The sequence below is a fragment of the Bradyrhizobium sp. F1.13.3 genome (assembly GCF_040548265.1).
In the GTDB taxonomy this organism is placed as follows: Bacteria; Pseudomonadota; Alphaproteobacteria; order Rhizobiales; family Xanthobacteraceae; genus Bradyrhizobium.
Window position 1 is genome coordinate 255,957 of sequence record NZ_JBEPRI010000012.1, and the last position, 26,187, is coordinate 282,143.

A 26,187-nucleotide genomic window follows, 5' to 3' on the forward strand; every position below is an offset into this window, starting at 1 on the left:
ACTCCCCTCCGCAGCTAACGAACGCTTCGAGCATGCAATCGCCTCGTCCCTCGCTGCCTTGGCGCGCCTACCCCCGATCTTCCCCTGATTGGAGCCCGCGGCAACATACCTTTAATTCGCAATTAAACATGAAATGAATATCATAAAAAGTTTGCGGTAGGCATTAAATTTTAGTTTATCGAGCACTGGAGCCGATTTGCCCGGTTCAGCTTCCTTTTCGGAAGGTCGACCATGGATCGCAGTGTGCCCATGGCCATATATATGGATCGTACCACGAAATATTGCGTAAGCCGGCGGATCCTCGCACATTGAGCCGTGGGACACATAGGTGGTGACGGTGGGGTCATTGGAGACCAGAGTATCGTCAGCCGTTGATGACTGCCGATCTTTGGCGGCGGCGAGGAAAGCCATTCTGCGGCCGCGCCTTGGCAAACACGCAGATGCATCGAGTCGTCGTGTCGGCCTCGCAACAACAGTCGCCAGTGAAGCGGAGCTTGTCTCCTTTTGTCATCGACGCCGCTTGTCACGTGTCAATTGTGAAGTCATTCAGCGTGGCTCCCGAATTGCGCAGGTGACGCCCGAAGCAGTTGCCGTATTCCGACAAGGCATCGAAATTTTTGCGCGGCCATTACGACCCGTATGAGTTGAGGGACCTAAGGATCGCAATGGCCGCCGCTCTCGGGCGATCAAAGTTCGGCGCATCTCCGCTGGATCGCGAGCCAAGGTCGTTGATCGGCTGCGACGTTGAGTCGGCCGACGTCGCGCTCGAATTCCGGGCGCAGCTTCTGACATGAGAAGCGTGGCGACCTCCCCGATTATTCCTTCGCACCTGCCACAGAACGTCTCGTCGACGAACAACATGGTTTGCGACTAATGACGAGATGGCGGATACGGCCAGCACGATGACAAGAAGATCCAAAATCATTCTGGGCCTCGAACTCTCAACACTTCACGGGATCACCGAAAGTCACGAGCACCCCAAGGCGCGCGCGGTTAATTGAGCAAGCCGAAATCAGTCCCAGAGGAATAAACGCGCTCCGGCAAATCAAATCTAGAGCGGCTGAATCTCAAAATAGAGATGCTACCGAATTCCGATATACTGCCGCAATGTCAACCCTATAATCCAAATTAAATAGCATGGTTCAATTCAGCGGAGCTCGCAAGGCCAGCCTTCAGTTCGTCGAGGGAACTCAGAAGCGCTTTCAAAAAACTATTTTGAAAATCGGAAAATAGGGGTATTATCATTCTATTAAGGTATCTTTTTGCAGCATATGAGTGATTTGTGAGGGCCCAATGGATGCTTTTTGTAGTCCACGTCGCCGCCATTTTTCTGAGGAACTCCAAAAGTTAAACGACTTGATGCTGGAGGTCCAAGGGCTGCGCAGTCGCGTTGCGCTAGCAGAGAACGAACTCCGAAAACGGAGGGTCGCTAGGAAAGCCCCCCTTGCGATAAGACGAGGCCTTAAGCTCGTCGTAGATGCGAGCGTCGGTAGGACGGCAATTTCGACGTAATTCTTTCCTTGGGAGATACCAATGAGCGTGGCTCTTCCCTATGCCGGACTTGTAGTGTGTTTCGCGGTGTCGGGTTGGCTGACACTTACTTACGTGCTTTAGCCCGGCGGGCGCTCCTGTTCGTTGCTCAATGACATCGAGCAGCGGTTTCGCATGGGTTGGCTACTTCGAGAACGCCATCGACGAAAGCTAGGCATTCGTTAGCTGTGACCGCGGGCTGGTCGATGTTGTGCTGGGGTCCTCGGGCGCACTTTTGGAACTGGTCCGGTCGGTAGACGCCTGAGCAAGCGATTATTCGGGTAGCCGTCTGGCCCCCAAGCCGCAGCGAGAAGCCGCGAGCTGTAGGGCGCGGCCAAGCCTCATCCTATGCGAATCCTATGCGAATTCCTGCACTAGTTTTGCTTTTTGAAGAAGGCGACGTCAGGTGGCTAAGGCGACGCTCCAACAGGCGCGTTGTTCGCAATCCACGCACTTATCCGATCCACTGCGCAAAGGCACGTCCGCTGGTTCGGCTTACTCGACCTAGCTGCTTACGAAAGCGCTGTAACCGACCGTAGACGGCCTGGCGACTGCGACCCAGCCGCTTGCCGAGCTCGGTTGCAGTCATGCCCTCGTTGAATAACGCAAGTAGTTGCGCTTCTTCTTCAGGCGACCACGGGCGTATCTCTTGTCGATCGTTGGACATCGATCTCATGCCAACAAAAGCGCTGCGGACCATCATCGTACATCAAGATCGTAAATGATGAGTTCAAGGTGAGGAGGTCTGAACGTTGCCGGACTGGCGCTTGCAGACCCAGGTGGCTCGGAAGGCCGAACTGCCCAGGCTCCTTGGGTCCGGACTCAATTGATCCAGCAAGTAATTGCGGCGGCCCGATTGCAGACAGGAAGATGTTGCGCGCTAGTCAGCACGTGCTTTTTGGTAGTCTGCCCGCCGCGCGGGCGGCCGATTGACTTGGCTCGAGCGACGCGTGCGGGCAAAGACGTCCGGCGCCTCGCGCGCATGATCTCATAGCTGCAGTGCCTGATCGCAGGCCCCGCAGCGCCGCACCTCGGAAGCCCTTTCGGCGCCGCATAGTCCAGCCGTGTTCCTCATGGTAGCGCCAGCCGGGCGCGCGTGCTTTGTTGTAGCCGCTTAAGCTCAGCCAGGAACGATCATGCTATTGAGCGCAGGCGATCGATGTGGGGGCTGAGCAAGTACACCGTCTGCAGGCGTGCGGTCCGAGAGCAGCCGGATTGGTGACGCGAGGGGTGGACCGGCACCTCGTCCTGGAACAAAATACGTTTGATTTAATCATTTAATGTGATTTAATAATTTTCAGGCCGCGTCGGAAACACGATGCCAGCCAGAACGATGACCGCCGCAAATTCCCATCGGATGCGATTGCCGCGTCTGGTGCGAGGGCTGTCCATCATCACGGCAACAATGGTTGGGGCAACGGCGGCGGCGATCGCAGCCCCACGGCAAGGATGACAGAGGCGGCTGAATTGATGACGGCCTTTCGGAAGGAGACACAATGCAGCCCAGGCGTCGCGACGTGGATTGGCATTGCGCCCTCTTCATCGTTTCGCTGCTCTGGCTAGCGCTCATAGCTGCCGCGCTTGTCGCGCTGCTTTTCCCGAGCACACCCTTGAAGGATGTGAATCGGGGCCCTGAGGGAGTCGACGGTAGCAAGCAGTGGACTGCCCATTCCCAGCCGCAGCGCGTAGTGGAGTTGTTTAGTGTTCGCCATCCTCATCTTGTCTACGATGATCTCTGTCTCCTTTGGCGCCGGTTACTTGACCAGAGATCTCATTTCTCGTAGGCGCCGCTCCGAAGAGCGCCGCTGGGCGCCCTATACGCAGCCGAAATGGCTACCAAGGCAGCCTGCAAACCGAAACGAAAAGGAGTCTTCGCAGAAGGGCGAGCTTGGTCAAATGCTGACTCGATGGGATCAGCGCGCACGCGCGCGGCGGAGCTTGCGGCGCGATTAGTTGACCCCGCCTATATGCCGATTTCCCCGGGGTCGGCGCTAAGACTTTGCCTTAAAGCCAACGAACTCACCTCCCCGAGCGGAGCGGAGCGTCGCTAAGCTCCGCCATATCGCCGTCAATGGCGCCCGTGAACAGCATTCCGCTCAGGTCGACCAGGCGCCGGAAGGCGGCGTACACGGTCGGCTCCATAGCCACCAAGTCCGGCATTACGCCCTTGCAATCCGCAAGCCCATTGCGCGCTGCAGCGCTCGACTGGGACGCCAATGCGGGATACTTTGCAACGGCGCAGGCCAATTCCATTCGGCCGGCAAAGGCCGCGCACCCCAGCCGCGGGACTCGCCGTAAGCCGCGGAAGGCAGTATTCGATGTGCTATGTTTCGCAAACTGATCATTTTGGCGGCCTGGTGCGTCCTAGGCTTTATTATCTTCGCAACAATGTCGCCCGTCGGGATGCGTCCAGGTACCGGTTCCGCAGGTATCGAGCGGTTCCTCGCTTATGGCCTGCTTGGCACACTTTTCGTCATGGCCTACCCTCAACATTTCCTACGCGTCATAACTCTAGTCCTCGTCGTGGCAAGCGCGCTCGAATTGCTGCAGCATTTGACGCCAGATCGGCACGGCCACATCGCCGACGCCGGAGAGAAGATCGCGGGAGGCGTAGCCGGAGCCAGTATTGCGAGACTGGCTCAACTGCTACTTCGAGCAGAAGCCTGAGGGAAGCCGGTCGACCGTTCTTTGTCTGCCTTCTGGAATGATGTGCAAGCAGCCAGGGTTACCGGGCCGCCGCTCAGGCGCCGACTGCTCTATTGGCGTCTGGCGTTATCACCGCGTGTTGCAGGTGACCGCCATTATTAGCGCAACTCGTATCGGCTACATCGGGAATCCGCGCGCTTTACCAAGGTGAGCTCCTGAAGACCATAGGGTGGCGCGCAGCGCAACAGCGCGTATTCGGAGTAATACGGCGCTGGTGCGCGCCAACACAGGTGGCCGTCGGCGGGAATTTCGTAAGCAGAAGCTCGAATGGTATATGTGCAAGGACCGGCAAGATCTGGCTCCTTCCTTGCCGCGTATTGAGCTTGGGCTTCGGTGTGCAAACCGAATGCAATCAAAGCGATCGCAAGCACGCGCAATTGACTTACTCCAAATTTGGCCGCCGCACGGCCTTTAACTTCACCATTACTTTTGGTATTTAAAGTCGAAATATTAAATGACAATTTATTATTTAAGTCAACAGTGGATCGCTGCGTCGAGGCCGCGGCGCCGCCTGACAGCGGATGAGATATCTCCCCGAACATGGCTTGCCGCTTTCCAACTGAAAGTGCGGCGCCGCCAAATGGTCGTCGCGCTCAGGACCGCATCGGCCCAATCAGCTACGATGAGCTTTAGAAAATTGCCGCCATTCATAACAGGATCACAGCTTTCGAGGATGTCATCCCAGATCTCGACGCCAATGCTTCGATCGGGCAGCTTGAGCGGAGCAACCATGTCCCAGGATGACGAGGGTACGATTTGAGCGTCGCCCCACGCCCATTGGTAGCTGAACACTACATAGCGCGCGGCCCAAGGCCGTTGCGGTCCAGCATGGCACCGATGTGGCGGCCATCGGTGAAGGCGGCTCCATTCAGGGCTCATGATACTCGTAGAAGGCGCGACGCTTTTCCGCATGGGAGTACCGCGGTGCCTTGGAGGTACTGACCGACCCGATGGACCAAGCGGCGGCCGCTTCATTGCGGCCTTATTGCTTATCGGCGCGACGCAACGCTGCTTGGCGCGTGTGCCCATCATCATGAGCGCCATAGTCTGCGATCAGTGTCAAAAGGATCAAGCCAAACGGGAAACAGTTGATAAAAAGCGGGAGGAAGCGCAGGGAAGAGGCCCTCACCTTGGGAGGGAGCGGCCCACGATTGCCTCACCGCGAGACCCGCTCGGACGTCCAACGCTCTCATAGACGAACCCGGCCGCTTCCATCTCCTCGGGGCGGTAGATGTTGCGCAAGTCGACGATGACGGGCTGCGCCATGGTCGCCTTCAGCCGGTCGAGGTCGAGCGCACGGAACTGGACCCATTCGGTGACGATGACGATCGCATCGGCGCCTTCCGCGCAGGAATAGGCGTCTTCGCAATAAGTGATGCTGGGCAGCTCGCTCTTCGCCTGCTCCATGCCGACGGGATCGAAGGCCTTCACCTTCGCGCCCATGTCGATCAGGCCAGTCACCAGCGGGATCGACGGCGCATCGCGCATGTCGTCGGTATCGGGCTTGAAGGTGAGACCGAGCACGGCGATGGTCTTGCCGCGCAGCGAGCCGCCGAGCGCCTGGCTGACCTTGCGGGCCATCGCGCGCTTGCGGTTCTCATTGACCGCCAGCACGGATTCGATGATGACACGTCGTAGTCCTGCGCGATCTTGATCAGCGCCTTGGTGTACCCTGCACAGGGGCGGACCCGCTCTGTCGAAACGGCTTACCCCCTCAGCAGCGCTGATAATCGTCTTCAATCCGGATGATGTCGTCTTCCCCGAGATAGCTTCCAGTCTGGACCTCGATCAGTTCCAGCATGATTTTACCGGGGTTCTCCATCCGGTGCACCGCGCCCATCGGGATGTAGATCGACTCGTTCTCGTGCACGCTTTTGACGGTCTCGTTGACGGTGACGCGGGCTGTGCCGCGGACGACGATCCAGTGCTCGGCGCGATGATGGTGCTTCTGCAGCGACAGCCGCCCGCCCGGCTTCACCACGATGCGCTTGACCTGATGGCGCTCGCCATTGTCGACCGATTGGTAGCTGCCCCAGGGCCGATGCACTTTGAGGTGCTCCTCGGTGACCTTCGGTGCGACCGCCTTGAGTTTTGTGACCAGCCGCTTGAGCCCGTTGGCATCCTTCTGACGCGAGACCAGCACTGCGTCCGCGGTCGCCACCACGATGAGATCGTCGACGCCTTCGAGCGCGACCAGCGCAGAGTCTGTGGTGACGTTGCAGTTGCGGCTATCCTCGAACACCGCACTGCCATGCGAAGCATTGCCTTGCGCGTCCTTGTCCGACAATTCCCACACTGCGTGCCAGGAGCCGACGTCGGACCAGCCGCACGCCACCGGCACGACCGCTGCGCGCGCGGTCTTCTCCATCACCGCATAGTCGATCGAGATCGCCTTGGCCACGCCGAACGCCTCGGGCTCCAGCGTCACGAAGCCGAGATCGCGGCCGGCGTTGGTCACGGCATTGGAGATGGTCTCCACGCTCGCCGCATCGACCTTGCGGTATTCGTCGAGCAGGACGCTTGCCGGGAACATGAAGTTGCCGCCGTTCCAGAGATAGCCGGAATTGAGGTAGTCGGCCGCCTTCACCGCATCCGGCTTCTCGACAAAGCGCGCGACCGCGTGCACCTCGCCGGAGATGACATCGCCCGGGCTGATATAGCCGTATTCGGTCGCCGGCCGCTCCGGCTTGACGCCGAACGTGACGATACGCCCGGCGCTCGCGGCGGTGAGGCCCTGGCGGCACGCTGCGACGAAGGCGGCATTGTCCTGCACCACGTGGTCGGCGGCGAGCGCGAGCACGATCGCCTCACTGGCGCGGTTCCGCGCGAACACAGCGCCGGCTGCGATCGCAGGACCGGAATCGCGCCGCATCGGCTCGAGGATCACGTCGGCCTCGATGCCGATCTCGGCGAGCTGCTCCAGCACCATGAAGCGATAGGACGCATTGGTGATGACGATCGGGCGATCGAACAGCGAGGCCTCCGAGACGCGCAACAGCGTGTCCTGGAAGGTCGAGCGCGTGCCGAACAGCGGCAGGAACTGCTTGGGGCGCACCTCGCGCGAAGCCGGCCACAGCCGCGTTCCGGCACCGCCGCACATGATCAGGGGGATAATTTTTTGGCACACGTGTGAGCTGCTCAAGAGGGAATTATACGCGGTGATAATTTCGATACCATTCGACAAAGCGGCCCAAGCCATCCGCCAGTGGCGTCGAGGGCGCGAAGCCGACATCGCCTTGCAGGGCCGAAATATCGGCGCGCGTCTCGAGGACGTCGCCAGCCTGCATCGGCAGAAGCTTGCGGATCGCGGGCTTGCCGATGATCTTCTCCAGTGTCTCAACGAACTCGATCAAATTGACCGAGCGGTTGTTGCCGATGTTGTAGAGGCGATACGGCGCATAGCTCGACGAGTTTTCCGGCTGCTCGGCGTTCCACGCGGGATTCGGCGTCGCGGGGCGATCGAGGGTGCGGATCACGCCCTCGACGATGTCGTCGACATAGGTGAAATCGCGCCACATATGTCCATCATTGAAAAGCTTGATCGGCTCACCCGCAAAGATCGCGCGCGTGAAGAGCCAGGCGGCCATGTCGGGCCGGCCCCATGGACCATAGACAGTGAAGAAGCGAAGACCGGTCACCGGCAGCTTGTGAACATGTGCGAACGTGTGCGCCATCAGCTCGTTGGCCCTCTTGCTCGCGGCGTAGAGGCTAACCGGATGATTGACCGAATGCTCGGTCGAATACGGCAAGGTGCGATTGGCGCCGTACACGGAGCTGGACGAGGCGTAGACGAGATGCGCCAGACCATGGCGCCGGCCGGCTTCGAGCACGGTGACGAAGCCATCACAATTGGCGCGGATGCTGGTGATGGGATCGTCGATCGAGGCGCGCACGCCGGGCTGCGCCGCAAGGTGGACCACGCGGTCGGGCGCGACCTCGTCGAACACACGCGTCACCGCCGCAAAGTCTGCAAGGTCGATCTCGCGGAATGTGAAGGCATCTTGCTTGAGCGTCTCGAGGCGAGCGCGCTTTAGCGCCGGATCATAGTAAGGCGTTATCGCGTCGATGCCGACAACTCGCTCCCCGCGCGCCAGCAGGCGCTCACAGACATGCATGCCGATGAAGCCGGCAGCGCCGGTCACCATCACGGGCGGTGACGTTGTCATTTTGTTCATTCCGCGAAGCAATGCCAGAGCAAGACATGAGAGACAGAATACCCGCTTGAGCGGCCAATCGAAGGCGAAATGTCGCTTTGCCAGCGTTGGCTATCGTGAGCGCCAGATCGAGACCAGCACGATCCGAGTATACCTCTTGCCCTCGCCTGAACGCCGACAAATGCCCGCCGTTGCGCAAGCAGTGACCCTCCCCCATCCAAGCTGCCGATCATGCTCCTATCTCGGTTGCGACCAAGCTCAACATCTCACCGGACATCGCGTCAGCTGGGTCCCGCTCCCTGCAAACAGGGAAATGAACAGTGAAAGCATGGCACGGATTTGGGGGCCTATCCAAGTCGAAAGACCCGAAAAGCTTGGAAAAACTTACGAGTCACGATGCTCGTCCACCAAAAATACCAGGCAATTTCAAGATAGCTAACAGGTAAAAAGAACAGAGGCAATGAACACGCCTGATAGGGGATATCCAGCAGCAGGCACCAACCTCGATGAGGGTGCCAGGAGCTTTGAAAATCGATAAACCTACGGCTCGACCTAGGCAAGCCGGCATCGAGTCATTCACCGCTTCGCTATAGGCTGGAGCTGCTGTTGCAATAGTCGCTCGCGATCTTGGATCGCCGCGCGCGTGCTCAGGAGACGTGCACCTTTGTCGGTCGGAACGCCGCGACCGCTCAGGGTGGTCCACTTGAATGCGTCCTCGGGGTGCCCGATGGAGCTATCTTCGTGTGAAGCACATCGAGCATCGCATACGGTTCGAGGACATCCTTGGGCATCGTCGTTGGCTTGAAAGGCAGATTGGATCGCAACCGGGCATCCGACATCAAGCCCGCTCAATTTTGAGCCCGCCATCCTGCGAGGTGGCCCGCCGTCTCTTGAAGAAAGTAGCCGTCAGGGAACTAGTATCGCTCCCAGCATTTGATGGAGAACAGCAGGAAGCTCGGGATGGGCAAAGACCGCTATCCGATCATAAAGCTTTGGACCCCTGAAGACGAGCGGCAGTTGCGCGAAATGATCGGTCGCGGCTACCGAGCCAACGAAGTTGCGGCAGCCCTGGATCGAACACAGAAGGCAATTCGCAATCGCGCCAACCTGCTGGGGCTGATGTTCGGTCGCGCCAGAAACGCCCCTGCACAAACACGCCCTAAAAGCTGAGCGACTGATGACTAGTAAGGTGAATTCGGCCGGTAGTTGTCGCAGCGATCCGATGGACGATCTGGAAGTGAGATGCCAACGTTCGCCTCGCCTTCGGCAAAACGTTACACCATCAGCGCAACCAACTTTACCGCCGCGCAGACGGTCATGCCCCACAATGCCAAGCTGATCAGCAGCGCATCGCCCATGCTGCATCCATGCCTTAGTCAGTGCCAAATTGGTGATGATTCGTCGAACTTGCCAGAGAATTCTGTTGTGCAGCGCCAAATCCCTTGAGAAGGGGCGTGGCCGTTAAGGTTTACTGGTCAGGTTAACCTCAGCATACGCTTCGTGAAACACGGGAAATTCGGTATGACCTCGACCAGAGGAAATCCGAATGTCAGATAGAACCGCGGATCAAACCGCAGATACCCACGAGCCGCGCTGGCTGTTCGATCTGGTCTTTCCCCTCGCCTTCGGTGCTGTAGCCGCCCTAGCTACGATTGTTTGGTTGGGGGCGATCGGGTGGATTGCTTGGCAGCCAGTTCGCTTCCTGGTCGCCTGCATTGTTGATTAGCATGGTGGATAGCATCTGCGAATCGCAGGTTCATCCGATCACATCGTTCTGGGGGTATACGCGGTCATTCTCGAGCCGATGCACTGACACGCACATCCCTTGTAGGCTTGTCGGCAGAAGTGGCGCGCGGAGGCACGGACAAATCCCCCGACCGTTGATCCTCGGAAGACGAGCTAAAAATTATTATGCTCACGGCGCGAGATGTTCTGACCGACGGATCGCCGTCGCTCGCTGGAACTGTCGGAGCGGATTGACGCCAAATCGCAGAACCGCATCACTGATGCCGCAGAGAAGGCGGCACGAGCCGGGACGATAGGCCTTGGCCGCTCCCTGGAGCCTACAAATTCGCCAGGTAAGCGGCATATGCGCGCTTCAAGCCATCATCAAGTGAGGTCGTCGCGCGCCAGCCGAGCCCTTCGAGCCGGCTGACGTCAAGCAGCTTACGCGGCGTGCCGTCGGGCCGCGAGCTGTCGAAACTGATCTCGCCGTCGTAACCGACGGTTTCGGCGACGACCCGCGCGAAGTCGGCGATGGTGATGTCCTCGCCCGTGCCGATATTGACCAGCTCGGGACTCGAATAGGTCTTCATCAGATGCACGCAGGCATCGGCCATGTCGTCGACATAAAGGAACTCGCGCCGCGGCGTGCCGGTGCCCCACACAATGACACGCTTCGCGTCCGACACCTTGGCCTCGTGGAAGCGGCGGATCAGCGCCGCGACCACGTGGCTCACTTCGGGGTGATAATTGTCGCCGGGGCCGTAAAGATTGGTCGGCATTACACTGATGAAGTCGCTGCCATACTGGCTGCGATAGGCCTCCGCCAGCTTAATGCCGGCGATTTTTGCAATTGCATAGGGCTCGTTGGTCGGCTCGAGCGGGCCGGTCAGCACGCAATCTTCGCGCAACGGCTGCGCCGCCAGCTTCGGGTAGATGCAGGACGACCCCAAGAACATCAGCTTCTCGGCGCCGTTCCGATGCGCGGCCTGGATCACGTTTGCCGCGATCGCGATGTTGTCGTAGATGAACTCGGCGCGCAGCGTATTGTTGGCGACGATGCCGCCGACCTTTGCCGCGGCGAGGAAGATCACCTGCGGCCGCGTCCTCGCGAACCAGTCGAACACTGCGGCCTGGTTGCACAGATCAACCTCGCCCCGGTCCACGGTGACGAGCCTGACGTCCTCCCGTTCGAGCCGGCGCGCAAGCGCGCTGCCGACCATGCCGCGATGGCCTGCTACGTAGACACTCTTGCCTGTCAGCTCAAACCGAGCGTTTGCCACTCGTCGCGTCCCGTTTTGCGACCGCCAGATCGCTCGCCATCATCTCTGCGACGAGCTCTGCAAAGCTCCGCTTTGGCGTCCAGCCGAGCACCTCGCGCGCCTTGCTGGCGTCGCCGACGAGGAGATCGACCTCGGTGGGGCGGAAATAGGTCGGATCGATCTTCACCACTGTCTTGCCGGTCTTGATATCGACGCCGGTCTCCTCGACGCCTGCCCCGCGCCATGCGATGCGGCGGCCGAGCTGGGCGAACGATAGCTCGACCATCTCGCGCACCGAGTGCATCTCGCCGGTGGCGAGCACGAAATCGTCCGGCTTGTCGGCTTGCAGGATCTTGTGCATGCCCTCGACGTAGTCGCGCGCGTGGCCCCAGTCGCGCTTGGCTTCGAGATTGCCGAGATAGAGCGTCTCCTCCAGCCCGACCTCGATACGGGCGACAGCGCGCGTGATCTTGCGGGTCACAAACGTCTCGCCGCGGATCGGGCTCTCGTGATTGAACAGGATGCCGTTGCTCGCGAACATGCCATAGGCTTCGCGGTAGTTCACCGTGATCCAGTAGCCGTAGAGTTTTGCCACGCCGTAGGGCGAGCGCGGATAGAACGGCGTGGTCTCCTTCTGCGGGATCTCCTGAACGAGGCCGTAGAGCTCCGAGGTCGACGCCTGGTAGAACCGCGTCTCCTTCTCCATGCCGAGGATGCGGATCGCTTCCAGCAGGCGGAGTACGCCGACACCGTCGGCATTGGCCGTGTATTCCGGGCTCTCGAAGCTGACGGCGACGTGGCTCTGGGCGGCGAGATTGTAGATCTCGGTCGGCCGGATCTGCTGCACCAGGCGGATCAGATTGCTCGAGTCCGTCATGTCGCCGTAGTGCATCAGGAACGGCACGTTACCGACATGAGGGTCCTGGTAGAGATGATCGACCCGCGCGGTGTTGAACGAGGACGACCGCCGCTTGATGCCGTGCACGACGTAGCCGAGCGACAGCAGGTATTCAGCGAGATAGGCGCCGTCCTGTCCGGTCACGCCGGTGATGAGAGCGATCCGCTCACTCATGTCGAAATGCCCTGTTCCTATTCCAAGTTCCTGGCGGCAGTCAGACGCTGCGATCGCCTTCTAAAGAACCCCAATCAAGTGAATCCCGGGGGGACCACCCTTCTCTGGACATATCGGGCAGCCCGGTCAACCAAAACATGGCCTCGCGCGGCGAAACAGGGGGCAGTCTCTCCTCCCACGTTGAGACAGGCATCGGACGACGAAGGCAGATTGGGGTGGGTGCAACGCAAAGCGCCGCCGGGCATTCGCGCGATCAAAAACAGCCGGCTGATTTGATGGGAGGAAGCTAGTCTGCGGACCGCATTTTATCCGCTCCAAACATGGAAAGGGCGGTTGGCCGCGTCGCTTACCCTGTGCACCCGCTCAGACGATGACGGCTCCAGACGGACACTCGCCCGCTAGGGGTAAAGTCCCGCTCGAGGTCCCAGCCGTTTGATATGGTCAGGTGCAGTTCACTTTCAGGAGGTCAAGCCGTCTTTCAAGACTGGCCACTCGATCGGCTTGCAGAAAAGACCGCGTCGGTCGATCTCGCGACGAAGCTCATCAGCGCGTTGGGCGGCATCGCCAACCAGGCGGGTACCGCGCGAGAGGGCGACGTGTAGTTCGCGCTGAATGTTTCGTACATTTGGATGAGGAAGTAGTCCGACAGGCTGCGGAAATAGTCCATGTGCAATCAACGTCGTTTTCAAAAAAGCAGCCAGAGGGTGAAGCACCAGCTTATCCGTCCGATTGCAGAGATCCACGCGATCATAGCCAAGCCCGCGAGGCCGAAGAAGAGTATCGGAGCTAAGTAATCGCTGGCCTGGCGCCGGTCAGTTCGCGCGATGGCCTGCTCTGTCCTATCAAGCATTTGTCCCTGCCTTAAGGGAAGGACATATCGTTCTCTGCACAGAGGCACAAATGCTCGTTGCAATTAACCTCACTGATCAACCTTAAGGGGATGCCTGCTACGCGGGAAGCTGAAGCCCCGTGTGCAAGAGCCGGGGCAAGACTTCCCTTAACGTGAACTCCGGGAGCGTTGCATTTGCTCTGCCACCAAGGCCCGTCGATCGGAACTGACGAGGGTTTGAAAGCAGCTCTCTTCTACCCAAGCGCTGTGGCTCGGATGCAGGAGCGTCGAACGCAATAGAGAACGTGGTGCTGACAGAGCAGCGGCGAAACAAGCGCCGGAGTGTGGGCGACGGCATAGATCTCCTGGCGGAAAAAACAAACTTCAAATCTGGCGGTACCGCACGTATTGCAATCCAGGGAAGCCAGCCGCAAAACTATCGTTTGGCTCGTCGCACTCGTGTTCGAAGACGTCGCGGAGAGAAAGCGAGCGATCGAGCCACTATCTACGTCGATTGCCTTATTGAGCAGGGCGCCTCCACAAAAAAACTACCATCTGGAACGCCTGGAGGATGCAACCGTCGACTATCATGGGATGGTTTTGACCTCGGATGGCTGCCGATTTCGGACCGTCAAACTCATGCCTGCGAAGCTCACCAAGCCCTGCACCGACGCGGTGACGAGAGAGCATGGGGGCAAATCTGCAGATAGCGTCCCTAGCGATCGCCAAGGAGCTGTGGGACGTCAGCCCGATCAATCTGGCCGAGGGAGTAAAAGTCGCCCTAGGCCGGCCCCCATCTCCGAAGTGCGACGGCCATGAACTGAAGCTTCACCTCAGCCACACACGGTCCCGCAATGCCCCGGGGTTGTGCCGCTTCTATCGTTCCCTTCAACTCCCAGGGGGTAAGAGCATCGATCACGCCATTCAGGCCTAATCTTTTCACGCGATCAATGCTCGATCGGCGGTCGAGTGACTGCCGGCACTCGGCACCTCAAAGGGTCGTGGGATATGCAACGGCATCGCATCCTGCGCTACAGGCCGCTAAGCGCTTGTCCGACAAAGGGCATTGAAACGACGCATCCAACCGGGCATCCCGCCAGAACTCAGCGTTTTGCGGAAATCTACACGGTCAGGAATGCCTTGGATTGGCACTCTCGAACAGCGGCCGCAGACGGCGCTGCCCCTGAGACGCCACCGCCCAAGCGAAGAGAAGGCTCCGAGGGCTGAACACGTTAAGGATGCGGTAAGCAAATCGGCCAGGTTCCGCGTACGGAACCTAGTGACTCGTGCCGCAGGCAACGAGTCCCATATGCGCAAGCAAATCATAGTTCTGTGTGCCTTTGCCTTGCTGGTCGGCTGTGCTGCAAGGCCGATACCCCATAAAGGCCCTTTGGCTTCTGACGGACCTGGTCACAATCCTAACATTCCCGTCGCCATCCGTCTGGCGCTTCGGTCAGCACTGTGAAAGATACGAACGGTGAGCGCGAGAGGGCTATGGCGACCATCCGGCCATACTCGGAGGCATGGTGGGTCGTCCATGACGGCATTGAGGCCGAAAACGATCGCAGACTAACTGCAAAGCTGATCATCTGCCATAGCTGTGTGACGAACAACCTTCAGCGCGACGCAACTGGATCAGTCCCTTGAAGGGACCTGGCCGCCAGCCCTGAGGACAATCCATCTACATCCGATGAAGCAATATGCTTGAGTAGGCGCTAACCGCTCGGCCAAAAAGCCGCGAGAATTTGTGAGCATAGAGGGTTGCGGGTTGGCCACTCAACGTCTGGACTATCCGAACTTCAATTTGATTAGACTGATTGCTGCGAGTTCCGTCATTTTCTCTCATGCGTTCCTCATCGCCAACGGCGACGAGAACGCCGAGCCGCTGGTGAAACTTTTAGGTGAAGGCAATATTCTGGGTATCTATGGCGTATTCACATTCTTCTTCATTAGCGGATTTCTGGTAACACTGAGCCTTCTCAATTCACCATCTGTGCTCAACTACTTTTGGCGACGGTTTCTCAGGATCTATCCTGCCCTCGCCGTTTGTCTCGCCATCAGCGCTTTCGTTATCGGGCCGATCTTCAGTTCCAAGAGCACGGTAAGCTTCTTCACATCATCAGAAGGCATCCGGTACTTCCTTGGAAATCTGTGGTGGCCAGGCAAGCCGCCGGGTATGCCCTCCGTCACATTGTATGACGAGCCGAGCGGCTGGCTGGGAGGCATGATCAACGGGTCACTGTGGACAATTTTTCACGAACTAGCCTGTTACGTTTTACTTGGCCTACTAGGGCTTTTCGGAGCGCTCAACGCTGGGGTTCTCGTGTTGATCTGCGTGAGTATGGTGCTGATATCAGTCGTTGGATTGACGCCAAATTCCGCAACCATTAGTGATTTCTTCCTGGTGGCTCCTGCGTTTTTCGCAGGTGCGGCATTTTCCGCTCTCAAACTTCAGGACAAGGACCCAGTTTTCCGCATCGCCAGCATGGTCGCTGCACTTCTCACCCTCTGTGTGGCCTACCGCTACAACGCAATGTTGCAGGTATTTCCTTTAGCCGGCGCACCTGTCATCCTCCTAATCGCGACATCACAGCGGCTGAACCTTCCGACACTGAGACAAGTAGGAGACATTTCCTTCGGAACATATCTCTATGGCTGGCCCGCCGAACAATTGATGAGGGCCGGAGTTGGGCCTGACGCATCTTGGAGCCTCATATTTTTTGGAAGTCTTTCCGCAGCTTACCTCGCTGGCTATTTGTCCTGGTGGGCAATCGAACGTCCCGCACTTCGATACAAGACGGCCCCTTGGAAGATTCCACCTCCTTGAAGAGAGCGATGCTTCCTTATTCCAGGCCAGTATCCCCTTCACCGGAGCGGCAGCTTCCCTGAGGGAAGCTTGCAGCCCGGTTTAGACCATGGCTCCATGTGATGATGAGCAGCCGTTAATACCGAATTATCTTGGGTTGGGCCCGCCAGGTATGGACGCGCGTGGGTTTTGAAGGACGACCAGGCGATTGGACTCCCGAGGAGTTGGCTTTGCTCGTTAGCTTGGCCGAGGAACAGGTGAGCGCCCTAAGCACCGGCGCGGCCTAGGCCGACTGGTTAGCGCTGTTCGCCGCCGAGCACGGCAGATGCGAACCGTCCTCTACAAAGATGAGAGCTCATCGCGTTTCTGCCGCAAGAAGCTGCGTCGACTGAGCGGAGAGCACTCCCGAGGCGAGTAAACCAGACCTATAAAGTTCGATGGAAGTTTTTGAACTACCTTTCAGCTGTCTCGCGTATGTTGATTGAGCGTTCACCCGTGAGGCACTCATGAGATATCTACCGGACCATGGCTTGCCCCTTGTTCAGCTGAAAGAGCGGCGCCGTGAGATGGTCGTCGCGCTCCAGAGTCGCATCGGCCCGATTGGCGACGATGAGCTTCAGCAGATTGCTGCCATCCAGCAGACAATCTCTGCTTTCGAGGATGTCATCGCAGATTTGGACGCCGAGTGTCTCGACCGGGCAGCTTGAACGGAGCCGACCGGGTTGCGCAGGGTTTGACTAAATGAAGATCATGCGCCACTGGGCGAGGTATGGCCTGACCGCCCCAGCTTTATGATGATCCTTTCGCTAAAGCCGCTGTCATGGCAAGGGATAATGGCGTTCGGTTTCACGTAGCCTTGAGCGGCCAAACATCACCTCCTTGGCGACACCTTATTTCCCGAGGTGCAACGGCAATGGAAACCGAACATTGTCAATCCCACGTCCTCCTGAACGCAGTGAACTAAATCGGACGGTCAGGCCGGAGAATGCTAACGAAAGTCATGAAAATCATTCTTATCGTTGCATTACTCGCCATCTCGTCGTCCGCCGCAGCTCAGATACCAGCTTCGCCGGCCGACACATCGATCAGAGACCAGATTAAGGCCGCGCGCGCAAAGGATAAAATCGATGAGGCCGCTGGTTTAAAAGAGCGGTGGTGGGATCGTGATGCTAATGGCAAAAGGCCCTGGAATATCCCGGTCAAGCCGACGGACTCTCCCCTTTAAAACTCTGGGCGCAGCGGAGATAGCCCAGAGAGCGGAGACTGACCTCAGGAACTATCACCTTCAGAAGCGGGTTGTCCTCGAAACCCAGGAGACACGCCATGAAGCGATCATTTGTCGTCGTGCTTACTTGCCTCGCCCTTAGTTCGACCGCCCTCGCCCAAGGGGGCGGCGGCGGAGGTGGAGGAGGTGGAGGCGGTGGTGGCGGCGCCGGTGGTGCAAGCGGTGCTGCAAGCGCGGGATCAAGCGGCGGAGGTTCCACCGCTACGACCGGAACTTCTTCCGCCGGCAATACTAGCTCAGCCGTTTCGAACCCCAGCGCAACCCAGGCGACGCCGAACAAGAGCACCAATTACTTCAACGCTGGTGCGCCGGCCGCGAACTCGGCCACCCAAGGAGGCATCGCGACCCCCCAAAATAATGGGCAGCGCGCAGCCCCAACCACTCCGAATAATACATCCGCCCCCGCGGCCAATTCTCAGAATCCGGCCCAGGCAACCGTCGCATCTGAGCAAAACAATGCTCTTTCAGGAAACAAGACTGCCGCTCCGGCGGCCGGTGCTGTCAGCGCGCCTGGCGTCGGCGTCGGCCACTCCGCAAACGGCCAGCCGATCGGCAGTTCGGGTTCCGGGCTTGGGTCGCCTGAACAACCGATCGGCGGAAAATAGATCGCATCTTCTATTGATGTAAATCGCGACCGCTCGCCAAGTTGGCGGGCGCCAGAGGGGGTCCGCGTTTGGAAGGTAAATCGCCCTGATGGCGACCGGCGCCCTTTTTGCTGCCCTCATTGTTTAGCGTCGCAACCAACTTTCGTCAGCACTGCTTGGGCGCCCTTATGAGGCGGTTAGCCATACAGGCTGCCGAACCGAGCTGAATGGCTATAAAATTCAACAAAGGGGCGAGAGGAAGTGCAGCGCCAAACACGTTTCGCTCTTGGACGGACCCACGATTGCCTAATCGCGCGACCCGCTCGGCCGACCAACACTCTCATAGACGAAGCCGGCCGCAGCCATCTCCTCGGGGCGGTAGATGTTGCGCAAGTCGACGATGACGGGCTGCGCCATGGTCGCCTTCAGCCGGTCGAGATCGAGCGCGCGGAACTGGACCCATTCGGTGACGATCACGATCACATCGGCGTCTTCCGCGCAGGAATAGGCGTCCTCGCAACAAGTGATGCTGGGCAGCTCAGTCTTCGCCTGCTCCATGCCGACGGGATCGAAGGCCTTCACCTTCGCGCCCATGTCGATCAAGCCCGTGACCAGCGGGATCGACGGCGCATCGCGCATGTCGTCGGTGTCGGGCTTGAAGGTGAGGCCGAGCACGGCGATGGTCTTGCCGCGCAGCGAGCCGCCGAGCGCCTGGCTCACTTTTCGCGCCATCGCGCGCTTGCGGTTTTCGTTGACCGCCAGCACGGATTCCACGATGCGCAAGCTCACGTCGTAGTCCTGCGCGATCTTGATCAGCGCCTTGGTATCCTTCGGGAAGCACGAGCCGCCGAAGCCCGGGCCGGCGTGCAGGAATTTGGTGCCGATGCGGTTGTCCAGGCCAATGCCGCGCGCGACCTCCTGCACGTTGGCGCCGACCTTTTCGGAGAGGTCCGCGATCTCGTTGATGAAGGTGATCTTGGTCGCGAGGAAGGCGTTGGCGGCGTATTTGATCATCTCGGCGGTGCGGCGTTCCGTGAACATCAGCGGCGCCTGATTCAGCGACAGCGGACGATAGATATCGCTCATCACCTTGCGGCCGCGCTCGTCGGAGGTGCCGACGACGATGCGATCGGGGAATTTGAAGTCGCGGATCGCCGCGCCCTCGCGCAGGAACTCAGGGTTCGAGGCGACGACGACGTCCGCTTTGGGATTGGTCTCGCGGATGATGCGCTCGACCTCGTCGCCGGTGCCGACCGGAACGGTCGACTTGGTCACCACGACGGTGAAGCCGGACAGCGACTGCGCAATCTCTTTCGCGGCGGCATAAACGTAGGACAGATCGGCGTGACCGTCGCCGCGGCGCGACGGCGTGCCGACCGCGATGAACACGGCATCGGCATCCGCGACCGGCTTGGACAAATCGGTGGTGAACTCCAGCCGCTTCGCCTTGACGTTGGTCGCCACCAGTTCATCGAGCCCGGGCTCGTAGATCGGGATCTCGCCGCGATGAAGCGCCGCGATCTTCTTCTCGTCCTTGTCGACGCAGATGACGTCGTGACCAAAATCCGCAAAGCAGGCCCCGGACACCAGTCCCACATAGCCCGTGCCGATCATAGCAATGCGCATGAAAACCTCTTTCCGTCGAAAACGGACGTTTCAGTGACCGATCTTAGACATTTCTCTATCCGGCCGCACGCCCAACATTAGAGCAGGTTGCAGTAAACACTTACCCGCCGCGCGTGACAGGCATTGCGGCCAACTCCTTACGAACATGCATTTGTCGCATTGTGCGTATGCGACGAGATGCGCCTCATATGCACTCTTCAAACCGTCCGGTCCTCGAGCGAGGTCGTCGCGCGCCAGCCGAGCTTGGCGAGGCGGCTGACGTCGAGCAGCTTGCGCGGCGTACCGTCGGACCGCGAGCTATTCAACCTGATCTCGCCGCTGTAAGCCACAATTTCGGCGACCACGCGTGCGAACTCGGCGATCGTGATATCTTCGCCAGTGCCGATATTGACCAGCTCGACACTTGAATAGATCTTCATCAGGTGTACGCAGGCGTCCGCCATGTCGTCGACATAAAGGAACTCTCCGCGGCGTGCCGGTGCCCCACACAATGACACTCTTCGCGCCCGACACCTTGGCCTCGTGGAAGCGGCGGATCAGCGCCGCGACCACGTGGCTCATTTCGGGGCCTCCGCCATCTTAATGCCGGCGATTTTTGCAATTTGCATAGGGCTCGTTGGTCGGCTCGAGCGGGCCGGTCAGCACGGAATCTTTGCGCAACGGCTGCGCTGCCAGCTTCGGGGGGAGATGCAGGACGAACACAAAAACATCAGCTTCTCGGCGCCGTTCCAATCCGCGACCTGGATCACGTGGGCCGCGATGGCGATGTTGTCGTAGATGAAACTCTGCGCGCAGCCTATCGCAGCCAGCATGGCAGCGACTTCATCAGCGTAATGCCGACCAATCTCTACGGTCCCGGCGGCAATTATCACCCGGCCGCAGGTGATCTTCCTCGCCGCGGCAAAGGTCGGCGGCATCGTCACACCGCGGCCTGGTTGCACAGATCAACCTCGCGCCGGTCCACGGTGACGAGCTGCCTTCAGAGGGGCGTCTTCAAAGGAGGCCTCACTTCGGGGTGGCCCAACACGCGAGATAAACCGCGCACTTTCTGTTGGCCAGAAAGAGCCAATCGATCGCACTGAACCGAACAAAGAGCCGGCTCCGCAAATTTGAACAAGACGATAAGTGGAGTTTCTGCCTGAAACGCGGCGATAATCGCCGTGAAAAGGAGAGACCATGAACAGACGATCGCGCCGGAACCACACACCGGCGTTCAAGGCGAAGGTGGCGCTTGCCGCCGTCAAGGGCGACCGGACGATAGCTCAGCTTGCCGAGCAGTTCGACGTCCACCCCAATCAGATTACGGCGTGGAAGGCGCAGTTGGAGGGTGGCGCTTCCGGGGTCTTCGGCTCTGGGAGCATGTCGCCTGCCGCGCCTGCGATCGACGTGAAGTCGCTGCACGCCAAGATCGGAGAGCTGACGCTGGAGAACGATTTTTTAGAAGAAGCGCTCACCAAGGCGGGATTGCTGAGCGCAAAGCGATGATCGACCGTGAGCACGATCTGTCGATCACCAAGCAGGCGGAGATTCTGCAGATCAGCCGCGGCAGCGTTTATTACCTGCCGCGTCCGGTGCCGGACGCCGATCTCGCGATCATGCGGCGTCTCGACTGGCTGCATCTGGAGTTCCCTTTCGCCGGTTCGCGAATGTTGAGAGGCCTGCTGGCTGCCGAGGGGCGCAAGATCGGCCGCCGGCATGTCAAGACGCTGATGCGGCGGATGGGGATAGAGGCGCTCTATCGCCGTCCGCGCACGACTAAACCCGAGCCCGGCCACAAGATCCATCCGTATTTGCTGCGCGGCATGGAGATCACCAGGTCTGGGCGATGGACGTCACCTACATCCCGATGGCGAGTGGGTTCGTCTATCTCGCCGTGGTGCTGGACTGGGCAACACGCCGGGTTCTGTCGTGGCGGCTGTCGATCACCATGGAAGCAGCCTTCTGCGTCGAGACGCTGGAGGATGCCTTGGCTCGTCACGGCAAGCCGGACATCTTCAATACGGATCAGGGCTCCCAGTTCACCGGACAGGCTTTTACCGGCGTGCTCGCCGACAACGGCATCGCGATCAGCATGGACGGCAAGGGCGCATGGCAGGACAACGTGTTCGTCGAGCGGTTGTGGCGCAGCGTCAAATACGAGGAGGTGTACCTACGGGCCTATGATAGCGTCAACGAGGCGCGCAATTCGATCGGCCGATATCTCGACTTTTATAACAGTAGACGTCCCCATTCGAGTCTTGACGGCAGCACGCCCGATCAAGCCTACTTCACCTCGCTGCCGCTCCGCCTGGCAGCATAACCCCGGCAGACGCTCCACTTATCGATGCGCAGATTCTGTTCAGACAACCGGGACCAGCTCACAACGCCACAAATCCAACGCTTGCAGATGGACTAGCCGAGAGTGCGATAGTCCGATAGTCCGCACCCCAGCTGGACAGTAAAATCCAGATTCCACCTACCCGTTCTGCAGCGTGTATGTATCAGACGCCGCGCTTACTGGGCGTCAGCGGCTGCGCTAACAACAATGGGGGAGCTTGGTCTCGATACTGTGATCTCAACTGTCGATTTACCCTCGTCGTGACGGTTCTTACCCACAACGACAAGGGAAAATCTATCCGTGCCGGCGAAGTCGGGCTTGGCATGATAGCGAAAGCCGGGTCCCACCAGAACCAGCTCGCCGCTCTTCGGCTCTTCTGCAACCTCAACGTGGTAGATCTGCATTGTTGACCAGCGTAGGCCTTGGATGCAGTCGGCGCCCGGCGCGATCTTCATCGCCCACTCGATCCTATCACCGGCAAGCTTGTAGGGCTTGTTGTCGCGGAGGCAGTTTGCGGTGGCGCTGGCTGGACCTGCCACAACTGCAACAAGCAACCCCGCTCTCAATACGCTGATCAAGCTTCGCATAGCTGTTCATCCTCTGACCCGTGCGTGTCAGCATGCAGGTTGCGATTGAACGTTTGGTAAGGGCGCACTAGCTAGGCGATAAGTTGGTGAACGTATGGCTAACACCGGCAATCGCCCAACAAATGCGCAACTCACTTTCCGAGCTCGCAGCGTCCCCTGAAAGCAATCAGACCAAGCCGCAGGCTCATGCGAATCGAGCAGGCTCCCGGACTTCTTCAAAGCGCCGATTGTTACACTCTCCTTGCCATCAGCGCGCGGCGGTTCAAATGGCAGTGGGAGTTGGGGCGCGACCAGAACCTCCGGCACCGCGTCCGCTGCAGGAACAACAGAAGCCCCGGACAAGGTACCGCACCGGCGGGCTTCGCGGCGCCAGGGCCCAACCGAGTCCTGGTTTCCCCGCACACTCTGATCAGTGTGATCGGAGCAATCGCAACGTGAGGAGCGACCCAAGCGACCAAACAGCCCTCCCCTACAGCGTCTCAGGCGCAGTGAATGCTCCCGGAGTAAGCGTTGGCCACGCGCCGAACGACCGCTCATTTGGTTCGCCTGGTTCGGGGCCAGCCCCGCCAGACAGCTCATCGGTTCAGGGCATCAATAGCTAAGCACGCGAGCGGCATTCTTAGGACACAAACAAGTAGTCAGACGATGTAAGCTGGTTTACGCCGACAATATGGAAGGTGTCGATTCCACCGGCATAGTGGACACTCCATTCGTCACCTGTATTGGTAAGATAGGCGCTGGTGTCATACCCTTTCAAAACCAGTTTGTCTTGTTCTGCGGTCGTGCTGGTAAACACGTGGAAGTCGGCGATCGTATCGTGACCACTTCCTTTCACGATGACAAATGTGTCATTGCCGGCACCGCCGAAGAGCCAATCGTCGCCAGCCGCTCCGTTGAGAACGTCGCTCCCACTTGAACCCACCATCCGGTTGGCCGACGCGTTGCCGACGCCGGTGAGCCCCCCCTTCATCAACGTTAGGTTTTCCACGTTAGTCGGCAATGTGTAAGACGACCACGCTTCGACACTATCAATTCCGCCGCCAGCGTCTTCGGCGATCTTTTGGTTGGTGTTGCCGACTACATATGTATCGTCTCCGGTCCACCCAACAAGCGTGTCGTCGGAGTTCACTGCAGTGATCTTGTCGTTGGCAGCCGTCCCATAAACCGAATGGCTGCTGGTCGACCCGTTGACCCACGACGTGATGGTCCCTCCGACCGGCAAAGTCGCTGGCAGCTGGAAGTTATCGCCAGTGAAATCCGACAGCAGAGTATGGCGAAAGACCAAGGTGTCATGGCCAGTTAAATCGAAATATACATCTTCGCCGACCTGCGCCATTGCCGCTGTGATGTCGCTGAACGCGGTAAACGCAAACCCGTTGAGTTGGACGACATCATGCCCCGCTGATGAGCCTGCTGCAAAGTCGGTGATGATGTCGGATCCGTCACCCGAGTTTATGGCGAAGGTATCGCTGCCGCCTCCGCCTGTTAGTATGTCGTTACCATAGCCTCCTGTGATCAGGTTGTCGGCATCATTTCCTACAATGATATTCGACTGAGAGTTTCCGGTTCCGCTGATCGCCGCTGAGCCCATGAGAGTTAGGTTCTCAACATACTCAGCCAATTTATGACTCACGGAAGACATGACCGTATCAATACCCCCACCGTAGCTCTCGATGACCTTCGCATTGGGGTCCATAACGAGGTACGTGTCGTCACCCGCACCGCCATTCATGGTGTCAGCTCCGCCTGATCCACCAAGCAGGTCATTTCCTGACGTTCCATTCAAAATATCCGCGCCTACAGTTCCGGCGATACCCAACACTGGAGCTTCGCTGGTTTTCAGCGTGTAGTTTGCAAGCGTGTAGTCGTCCAGTTGGTAGGCTTTGATGTAATCGATGCTCATCTGTGCCGTGGCTGAAGCATCCGCATTGCCGGCCCAACTTCCGCCCATCGCCAAATTGGCGATCATGTACATCGCTGTGTTCATATCTGAAGGGGTTGCGACTTGCCCAACCTCCACGCCATCGACAAAGTAGGTAAGCGTGTACGGCGTCCATTCAACACCGAAAGTGTGGTCGCCCGCCGTTAGGTCGGCGGTATTGGCCCAATAGCCCTGGTTGGAAGTCGTAGCAGACACGAAGCCCCAATGAGCCTGGTCGGGATCCCGGCCGAGGGCTTCGAGCACGTCCAACTCCGTACCGAGCCCGTGCGTGTTAAGCGGCAACATCCAGAAAGCCGGCCATGCCCCTTTGGTGCCAGGCAACGAAGCCTTCATCTCGAAGTAACCATAGGTCTGCACAAAGCTATTTTCGGTCGTAATCACACCTGAATAGAACGGATGATTAGCGACGTAAGCCGCGTCGGTCGACGGGACCGGCGCTGCTGTAATAACAAGATGGCCGTCCTGGAGCGAAAACGGGTTTAGGCCAAGGGGACCGGAGGCCTGCGTCCCCGGGAGACCTGTGAAACTTGGATCAACATAGACCTCCTGTTCGCCAGAAAGCGTGTAGCTTCCGACACCGCTCCAGGCATAACTCGTTTTCCAGGTAAGATGAGGATCCTGTCCGGCGGACAGCGAATTGAAACCGTCGCCAAACGTCTGGACCAAGACGGTCGGAAGATTGACCAAGTTAATATTCGACGTAGTAAGGTTCTCTAGCTTGGTATTCTCAAGCGTCACTTTCTCGCCATTCCCCAACGTCAGAACCACGTCCGTTCCGACCTGCTGCATGGCCAGCTTGACATCTGAGAAGGCTTTGAAGCTTGTACCATTAATCTGCAGAACGTCTCCGCCTGCCCCAGCTTGGAAATCAGTGATAACATCATTGCCATTACCCGCTCGGATCACGAATGTATCGATGCTGGCGCCGCCGGTCAGAACATCGTTACCCTTCCCGCCATCGATCAAATTTTTTCCGGCGTTACCGACAATAATATTGTTCAGATCATTGCCCGTCGCAGGTGAATCAAACTTATCGCCGAGCCTCAGGTTTTCGACATTTGGGGCGTTGACGAGACTATAGCCGTCGATCATGCCGGTGATAATTGTATCAATTCCTTGGCCGGCGAGTTCAACCACCTGAGTACCATGATTGTACATGAAGTAGGTGTCATCGCCTGCGCCACCGATCAACGTTACGCCGTCGCCCATTGCTTGAAGCGAGTCATTGTTCGTACCGCCTAGGAGTGTTCCGCCGGCTCCAATTGTGGTCCACGCGGTATTTGGCGCAGCACTAGCCACAAGCGGGTTATCGAGCAGCACGTTTGCCGCCGTGAGAGAAGAAAGGCCGATGCTCTGGAAGGTGAGCGTCTCGCTTGCCGACAGTGCAACGACAACATCCGCCCCGACCTGCTTTGCGCCAGCTATGAAGCTCTCGAATGTCGCAAAACCATAGTTTTGGACTCGCACGAGATCAGTGCGAGCGTCGAAGTCACTGATCGTATCGGATCCATACCCTTTCGAAACGACAAACATGTCGCTACCACCGCCACCGGTGAGTACATCATTCCCGATGGTGCCGAAGAGGATTCCGCCCGACGCAGGTTGAGATACTTGTGACGCACTAAGCGACAGGCCGGCGGTCGAGCTTGCGGTCAGCGCGCCATCAGAGGCGGTGTAGTTGAAGCTGACCGGGCCGTTGTAGTTCGCAGCCGGGGTGTAGGTCCAGGTGCCGTTGCCGTTGTTGACCAGGCTGCCGCCGCCGCTT

At 58.8% G+C, this 26,187-nt stretch carries 18 protein-coding genes and 4 pseudogenes; 8 read left to right on the plus strand and 14 right to left on the minus strand.

Translation table 11 applies throughout. The annotated features are described in order from the left end of the window. Positions 1–111 precede the first annotated feature (111 nt). Positions 112–411 (minus strand): hypothetical protein, encoded by a 300-nt coding sequence (locus tag ABIB66_RS29325; protein ID WP_354256407.1) that lies wholly within the window; start codon positions 409–411, stop codon positions 112–114. Positions 412–1,984: 1,573 nt separating this feature from the next. Beyond that, a complete protein-coding gene (locus tag ABIB66_RS29330) occupies positions 1,985–2,233 on the minus strand; it encodes a helix-turn-helix domain-containing protein (protein ID WP_354256410.1) in 249 nt (82 codons plus the stop codon). Between the two features lie 1,622 nt (positions 2,234–3,855). On the opposite strand from ABIB66_RS29330, the gene ABIB66_RS29335 reads away from it, so the two are divergent. Further along, positions 3,856–4,197 (plus strand): VanZ family protein, encoded by a 342-nt coding sequence (locus ABIB66_RS29335; protein ID WP_354256413.1) that lies wholly within the window; start codon positions 3,856–3,858, stop codon positions 4,195–4,197. 137 nt (positions 4,198–4,334) lie between these two features. On the opposite strand, the gene ABIB66_RS29340 is transcribed toward ABIB66_RS29335, so the two are convergent. From ABIB66_RS29340 to ABIB66_RS29360, 5 genes and pseudogenes are all read right to left on the minus strand, one after another. Continuing rightward, a complete protein-coding gene (locus ABIB66_RS29340; RefSeq protein WP_354256416.1) occupies positions 4,335–4,778 on the minus strand; it encodes a hypothetical protein in 444 nt (147 codons plus the stop codon). Between the two features lie 261 nt (positions 4,779–5,039). Further along, positions 5,040–5,146 (minus strand): annotated as a pseudogene (locus ABIB66_RS43660) (hypothetical protein); the annotation flags it as partial. Positions 5,147–5,361: 215 nt separating this feature from the next. After that, positions 5,362–5,903 (minus strand): annotated as a pseudogene (locus ABIB66_RS29350) (UDP binding domain-containing protein); the annotation flags it as partial. Between the two features lie 47 nt (positions 5,904–5,950). Continuing rightward, positions 5,951–7,363, minus strand: a complete 1,413-nt coding sequence (locus ABIB66_RS29355; protein ID WP_354256419.1) for a mannose-1-phosphate guanylyltransferase/mannose-6-phosphate isomerase — start codon at positions 7,361–7,363, stop codon at positions 5,951–5,953. Positions 7,364–7,385: 22 nt separating this feature from the next. Next, on the minus strand, positions 7,386–8,402 hold the full coding sequence (locus ABIB66_RS29360; RefSeq protein WP_354256422.1) for an NAD-dependent epimerase/dehydratase family protein: 1,017 nt from the start codon (positions 8,400–8,402) through the stop codon (positions 7,386–7,388). Between the two features lie 948 nt (positions 8,403–9,350). On the opposite strand from ABIB66_RS29360, the gene ABIB66_RS29365 reads away from it, so the two are divergent. The 3 genes from ABIB66_RS29365 to ABIB66_RS29375 all read left to right on the plus strand — a co-directional run bounded on the left by ABIB66_RS29365 (position 9,351) and on the right by ABIB66_RS29375 (position 10,116). Then, the gene (locus ABIB66_RS29365) at positions 9,351–9,560 is read left to right on the plus strand and encodes a hypothetical protein (RefSeq protein WP_354211948.1); all 210 of its coding nucleotides are present in this window, start codon (positions 9,351–9,353) and stop codon (positions 9,558–9,560) included. 72 nt (positions 9,561–9,632) lie between these two features. After that, on the plus strand, positions 9,633–9,836 hold the full coding sequence (locus ABIB66_RS29370; RefSeq protein ID WP_354211950.1) for a hypothetical protein: 204 nt from the start codon (positions 9,633–9,635) through the stop codon (positions 9,834–9,836). Positions 9,837–9,936: 100 nt separating this feature from the next. Further along, positions 9,937–10,116: a hypothetical protein gene (locus ABIB66_RS29375; RefSeq protein WP_354129814.1), complete on the plus strand. Its 180-nt coding sequence runs from the start codon at positions 9,937–9,939 to the stop codon at positions 10,114–10,116. Between the two features lie 337 nt (positions 10,117–10,453). On the opposite strand, the gene fcl is transcribed toward ABIB66_RS29375, so the two are convergent. The 3 genes from fcl to ABIB66_RS29390 form a co-directional block, all read right to left on the minus strand. Continuing rightward, positions 10,454–11,395: a GDP-L-fucose synthase gene (gene fcl, locus ABIB66_RS29380; protein WP_354256425.1), complete on the minus strand. Its 942-nt coding sequence runs from the start codon at positions 11,393–11,395 to the stop codon at positions 10,454–10,456. Beyond that, positions 11,376–12,446: a GDP-mannose 4,6-dehydratase gene (gmd, locus tag ABIB66_RS29385; protein WP_354256428.1), complete on the minus strand. Its 1,071-nt coding sequence runs from the start codon at positions 12,444–12,446 to the stop codon at positions 11,376–11,378. The genes fcl and gmd overlap by 20 nt, the downstream gene beginning before the upstream one ends. A gap of 478 nt (positions 12,447–12,924) precedes the next feature. Next, a complete protein-coding gene (locus ABIB66_RS29390) occupies positions 12,925–13,113 on the minus strand; it encodes a hypothetical protein (protein WP_354256430.1) in 189 nt (62 codons plus the stop codon). A gap of 1,930 nt (positions 13,114–15,043) precedes the next feature. Here ABIB66_RS29390 and ABIB66_RS29395 point away from each other — a divergent pair. The 3 genes from ABIB66_RS29395 (at position 15,044) to ABIB66_RS29405 (ending at position 17,306) form a co-directional block, all read left to right on the plus strand. Then, positions 15,044–16,102 (plus strand): acyltransferase family protein, encoded by a 1,059-nt coding sequence (locus tag ABIB66_RS29395; RefSeq protein WP_354256432.1) that lies wholly within the window; start codon positions 15,044–15,046, stop codon positions 16,100–16,102. Between the two features lie 485 nt (positions 16,103–16,587). Then, entirely contained in the window at positions 16,588–16,788 is a 201-nt protein-coding gene (locus ABIB66_RS29400) for a hypothetical protein (RefSeq protein WP_354129819.1), read from the plus strand. Between the two features lie 293 nt (positions 16,789–17,081). Beyond that, on the plus strand, positions 17,082–17,306 hold the full coding sequence (locus ABIB66_RS29405; RefSeq protein ID WP_354256434.1) for a hypothetical protein: 225 nt from the start codon (positions 17,082–17,084) through the stop codon (positions 17,304–17,306). A 950-nt stretch (positions 17,307–18,256) separates the two neighbouring features. On the opposite strand, the gene ABIB66_RS29410 is transcribed toward ABIB66_RS29405, so the two are convergent. Both ABIB66_RS29410 and ABIB66_RS43665 read right to left on the minus strand, forming a co-directional pair. Beyond that, the gene (locus ABIB66_RS29410; RefSeq protein ID WP_354256437.1) at positions 18,257–19,576 is read right to left on the minus strand and encodes a UDP-glucose dehydrogenase family protein; all 1,320 of its coding nucleotides are present in this window, start codon (positions 19,574–19,576) and stop codon (positions 18,257–18,259) included. A 197-nt stretch (positions 19,577–19,773) separates the two neighbouring features. After that, a pseudogene (locus tag ABIB66_RS43665) lies at positions 19,774–20,540 on the minus strand (NAD-dependent epimerase/dehydratase family protein). Between the two features lie 212 nt (positions 20,541–20,752). Between ABIB66_RS43665 and ABIB66_RS29425 the strand changes: the two are divergent. Next, positions 20,753–21,875, plus strand: a pseudogene (locus ABIB66_RS29425) (IS3 family transposase). A 194-nt stretch (positions 21,876–22,069) separates the two neighbouring features. On the opposite strand, the gene ABIB66_RS29430 reads toward ABIB66_RS29425, so the two are convergent. Continuing rightward, entirely contained in the window at positions 22,070–22,480 is a 411-nt protein-coding gene (locus ABIB66_RS29430) for a hypothetical protein (protein WP_354256443.1), read from the minus strand. A 619-nt stretch (positions 22,481–23,099) separates the two neighbouring features. Then, positions 23,100–26,187: family 16 glycosylhydrolase (locus ABIB66_RS29435; protein WP_354256446.1), on the minus strand; the 3,088-nt coding region annotated here is incomplete at its 5' end.

Excerpts from the sequence above, each read along its gene's own strand:
- gmd (WP_354256428.1), bottom strand. The coding sequence starts at position 12,446 with ATGAGTGAGCGGATCGCTCTCATCACCGGCGTGACCGGACAGGACGGC.
- ABIB66_RS29410 (WP_354256437.1), bottom strand. The coding sequence starts at position 19,576 with ATGCGCATTGCTATGATCGGCACGGGCTATGTGGGACTGGTGTCCGGG.
- ABIB66_RS29365 (WP_354211948.1), top strand. The coding sequence starts at position 9,351 with ATGGGCAAAGACCGCTATCCGATCATAAAGCTTTGGACCCCTGAAGAC.
- ABIB66_RS29325 (WP_354256407.1), bottom strand. The coding sequence starts at position 411 with ATGGCTTTCCTCGCCGCCGCCAAAGATCGGCAGTCATCAACGGCTGAC.
- ABIB66_RS29400 (WP_354129819.1), top strand. The coding sequence starts at position 16,588 with ATGAGATATCTACCGGACCATGGCTTGCCCCTTGTTCAGCTGAAAGAG.
- ABIB66_RS29405 (WP_354256434.1), top strand. The coding sequence starts at position 17,082 with ATGAAAATCATTCTTATCGTTGCATTACTCGCCATCTCGTCGTCCGCC.
- ABIB66_RS29370 (WP_354211950.1), top strand. The coding sequence starts at position 9,633 with ATGCCAACGTTCGCCTCGCCTTCGGCAAAACGTTACACCATCAGCGCA.
- ABIB66_RS29375 (WP_354129814.1), top strand. The coding sequence starts at position 9,937 with ATGTCAGATAGAACCGCGGATCAAACCGCAGATACCCACGAGCCGCGC.
- ABIB66_RS29390 (WP_354256430.1), bottom strand. The coding sequence starts at position 13,113 with ATGGACTATTTCCGCAGCCTGTCGGACTACTTCCTCATCCAAATGTAC.
- ABIB66_RS29330 (WP_354256410.1), bottom strand. The coding sequence starts at position 2,233 with ATGATGGTCCGCAGCGCTTTTGTTGGCATGAGATCGATGTCCAACGAT.
- ABIB66_RS29335 (WP_354256413.1), top strand. The coding sequence starts at position 3,856 with ATGTTTCGCAAACTGATCATTTTGGCGGCCTGGTGCGTCCTAGGCTTT.
- ABIB66_RS29360 (WP_354256422.1), bottom strand. The coding sequence starts at position 8,402 with ATGACAACGTCACCGCCCGTGATGGTGACCGGCGCTGCCGGCTTCATC.
- ABIB66_RS29340 (WP_354256416.1), bottom strand. The coding sequence starts at position 4,778 with ATGTTCGGGGAGATATCTCATCCGCTGTCAGGCGGCGCCGCGGCCTCG.
- ABIB66_RS29430 (WP_354256443.1), bottom strand. The coding sequence starts at position 22,480 with ATGCGAAGCTTGATCAGCGTATTGAGAGCGGGGTTGCTTGTTGCAGTT.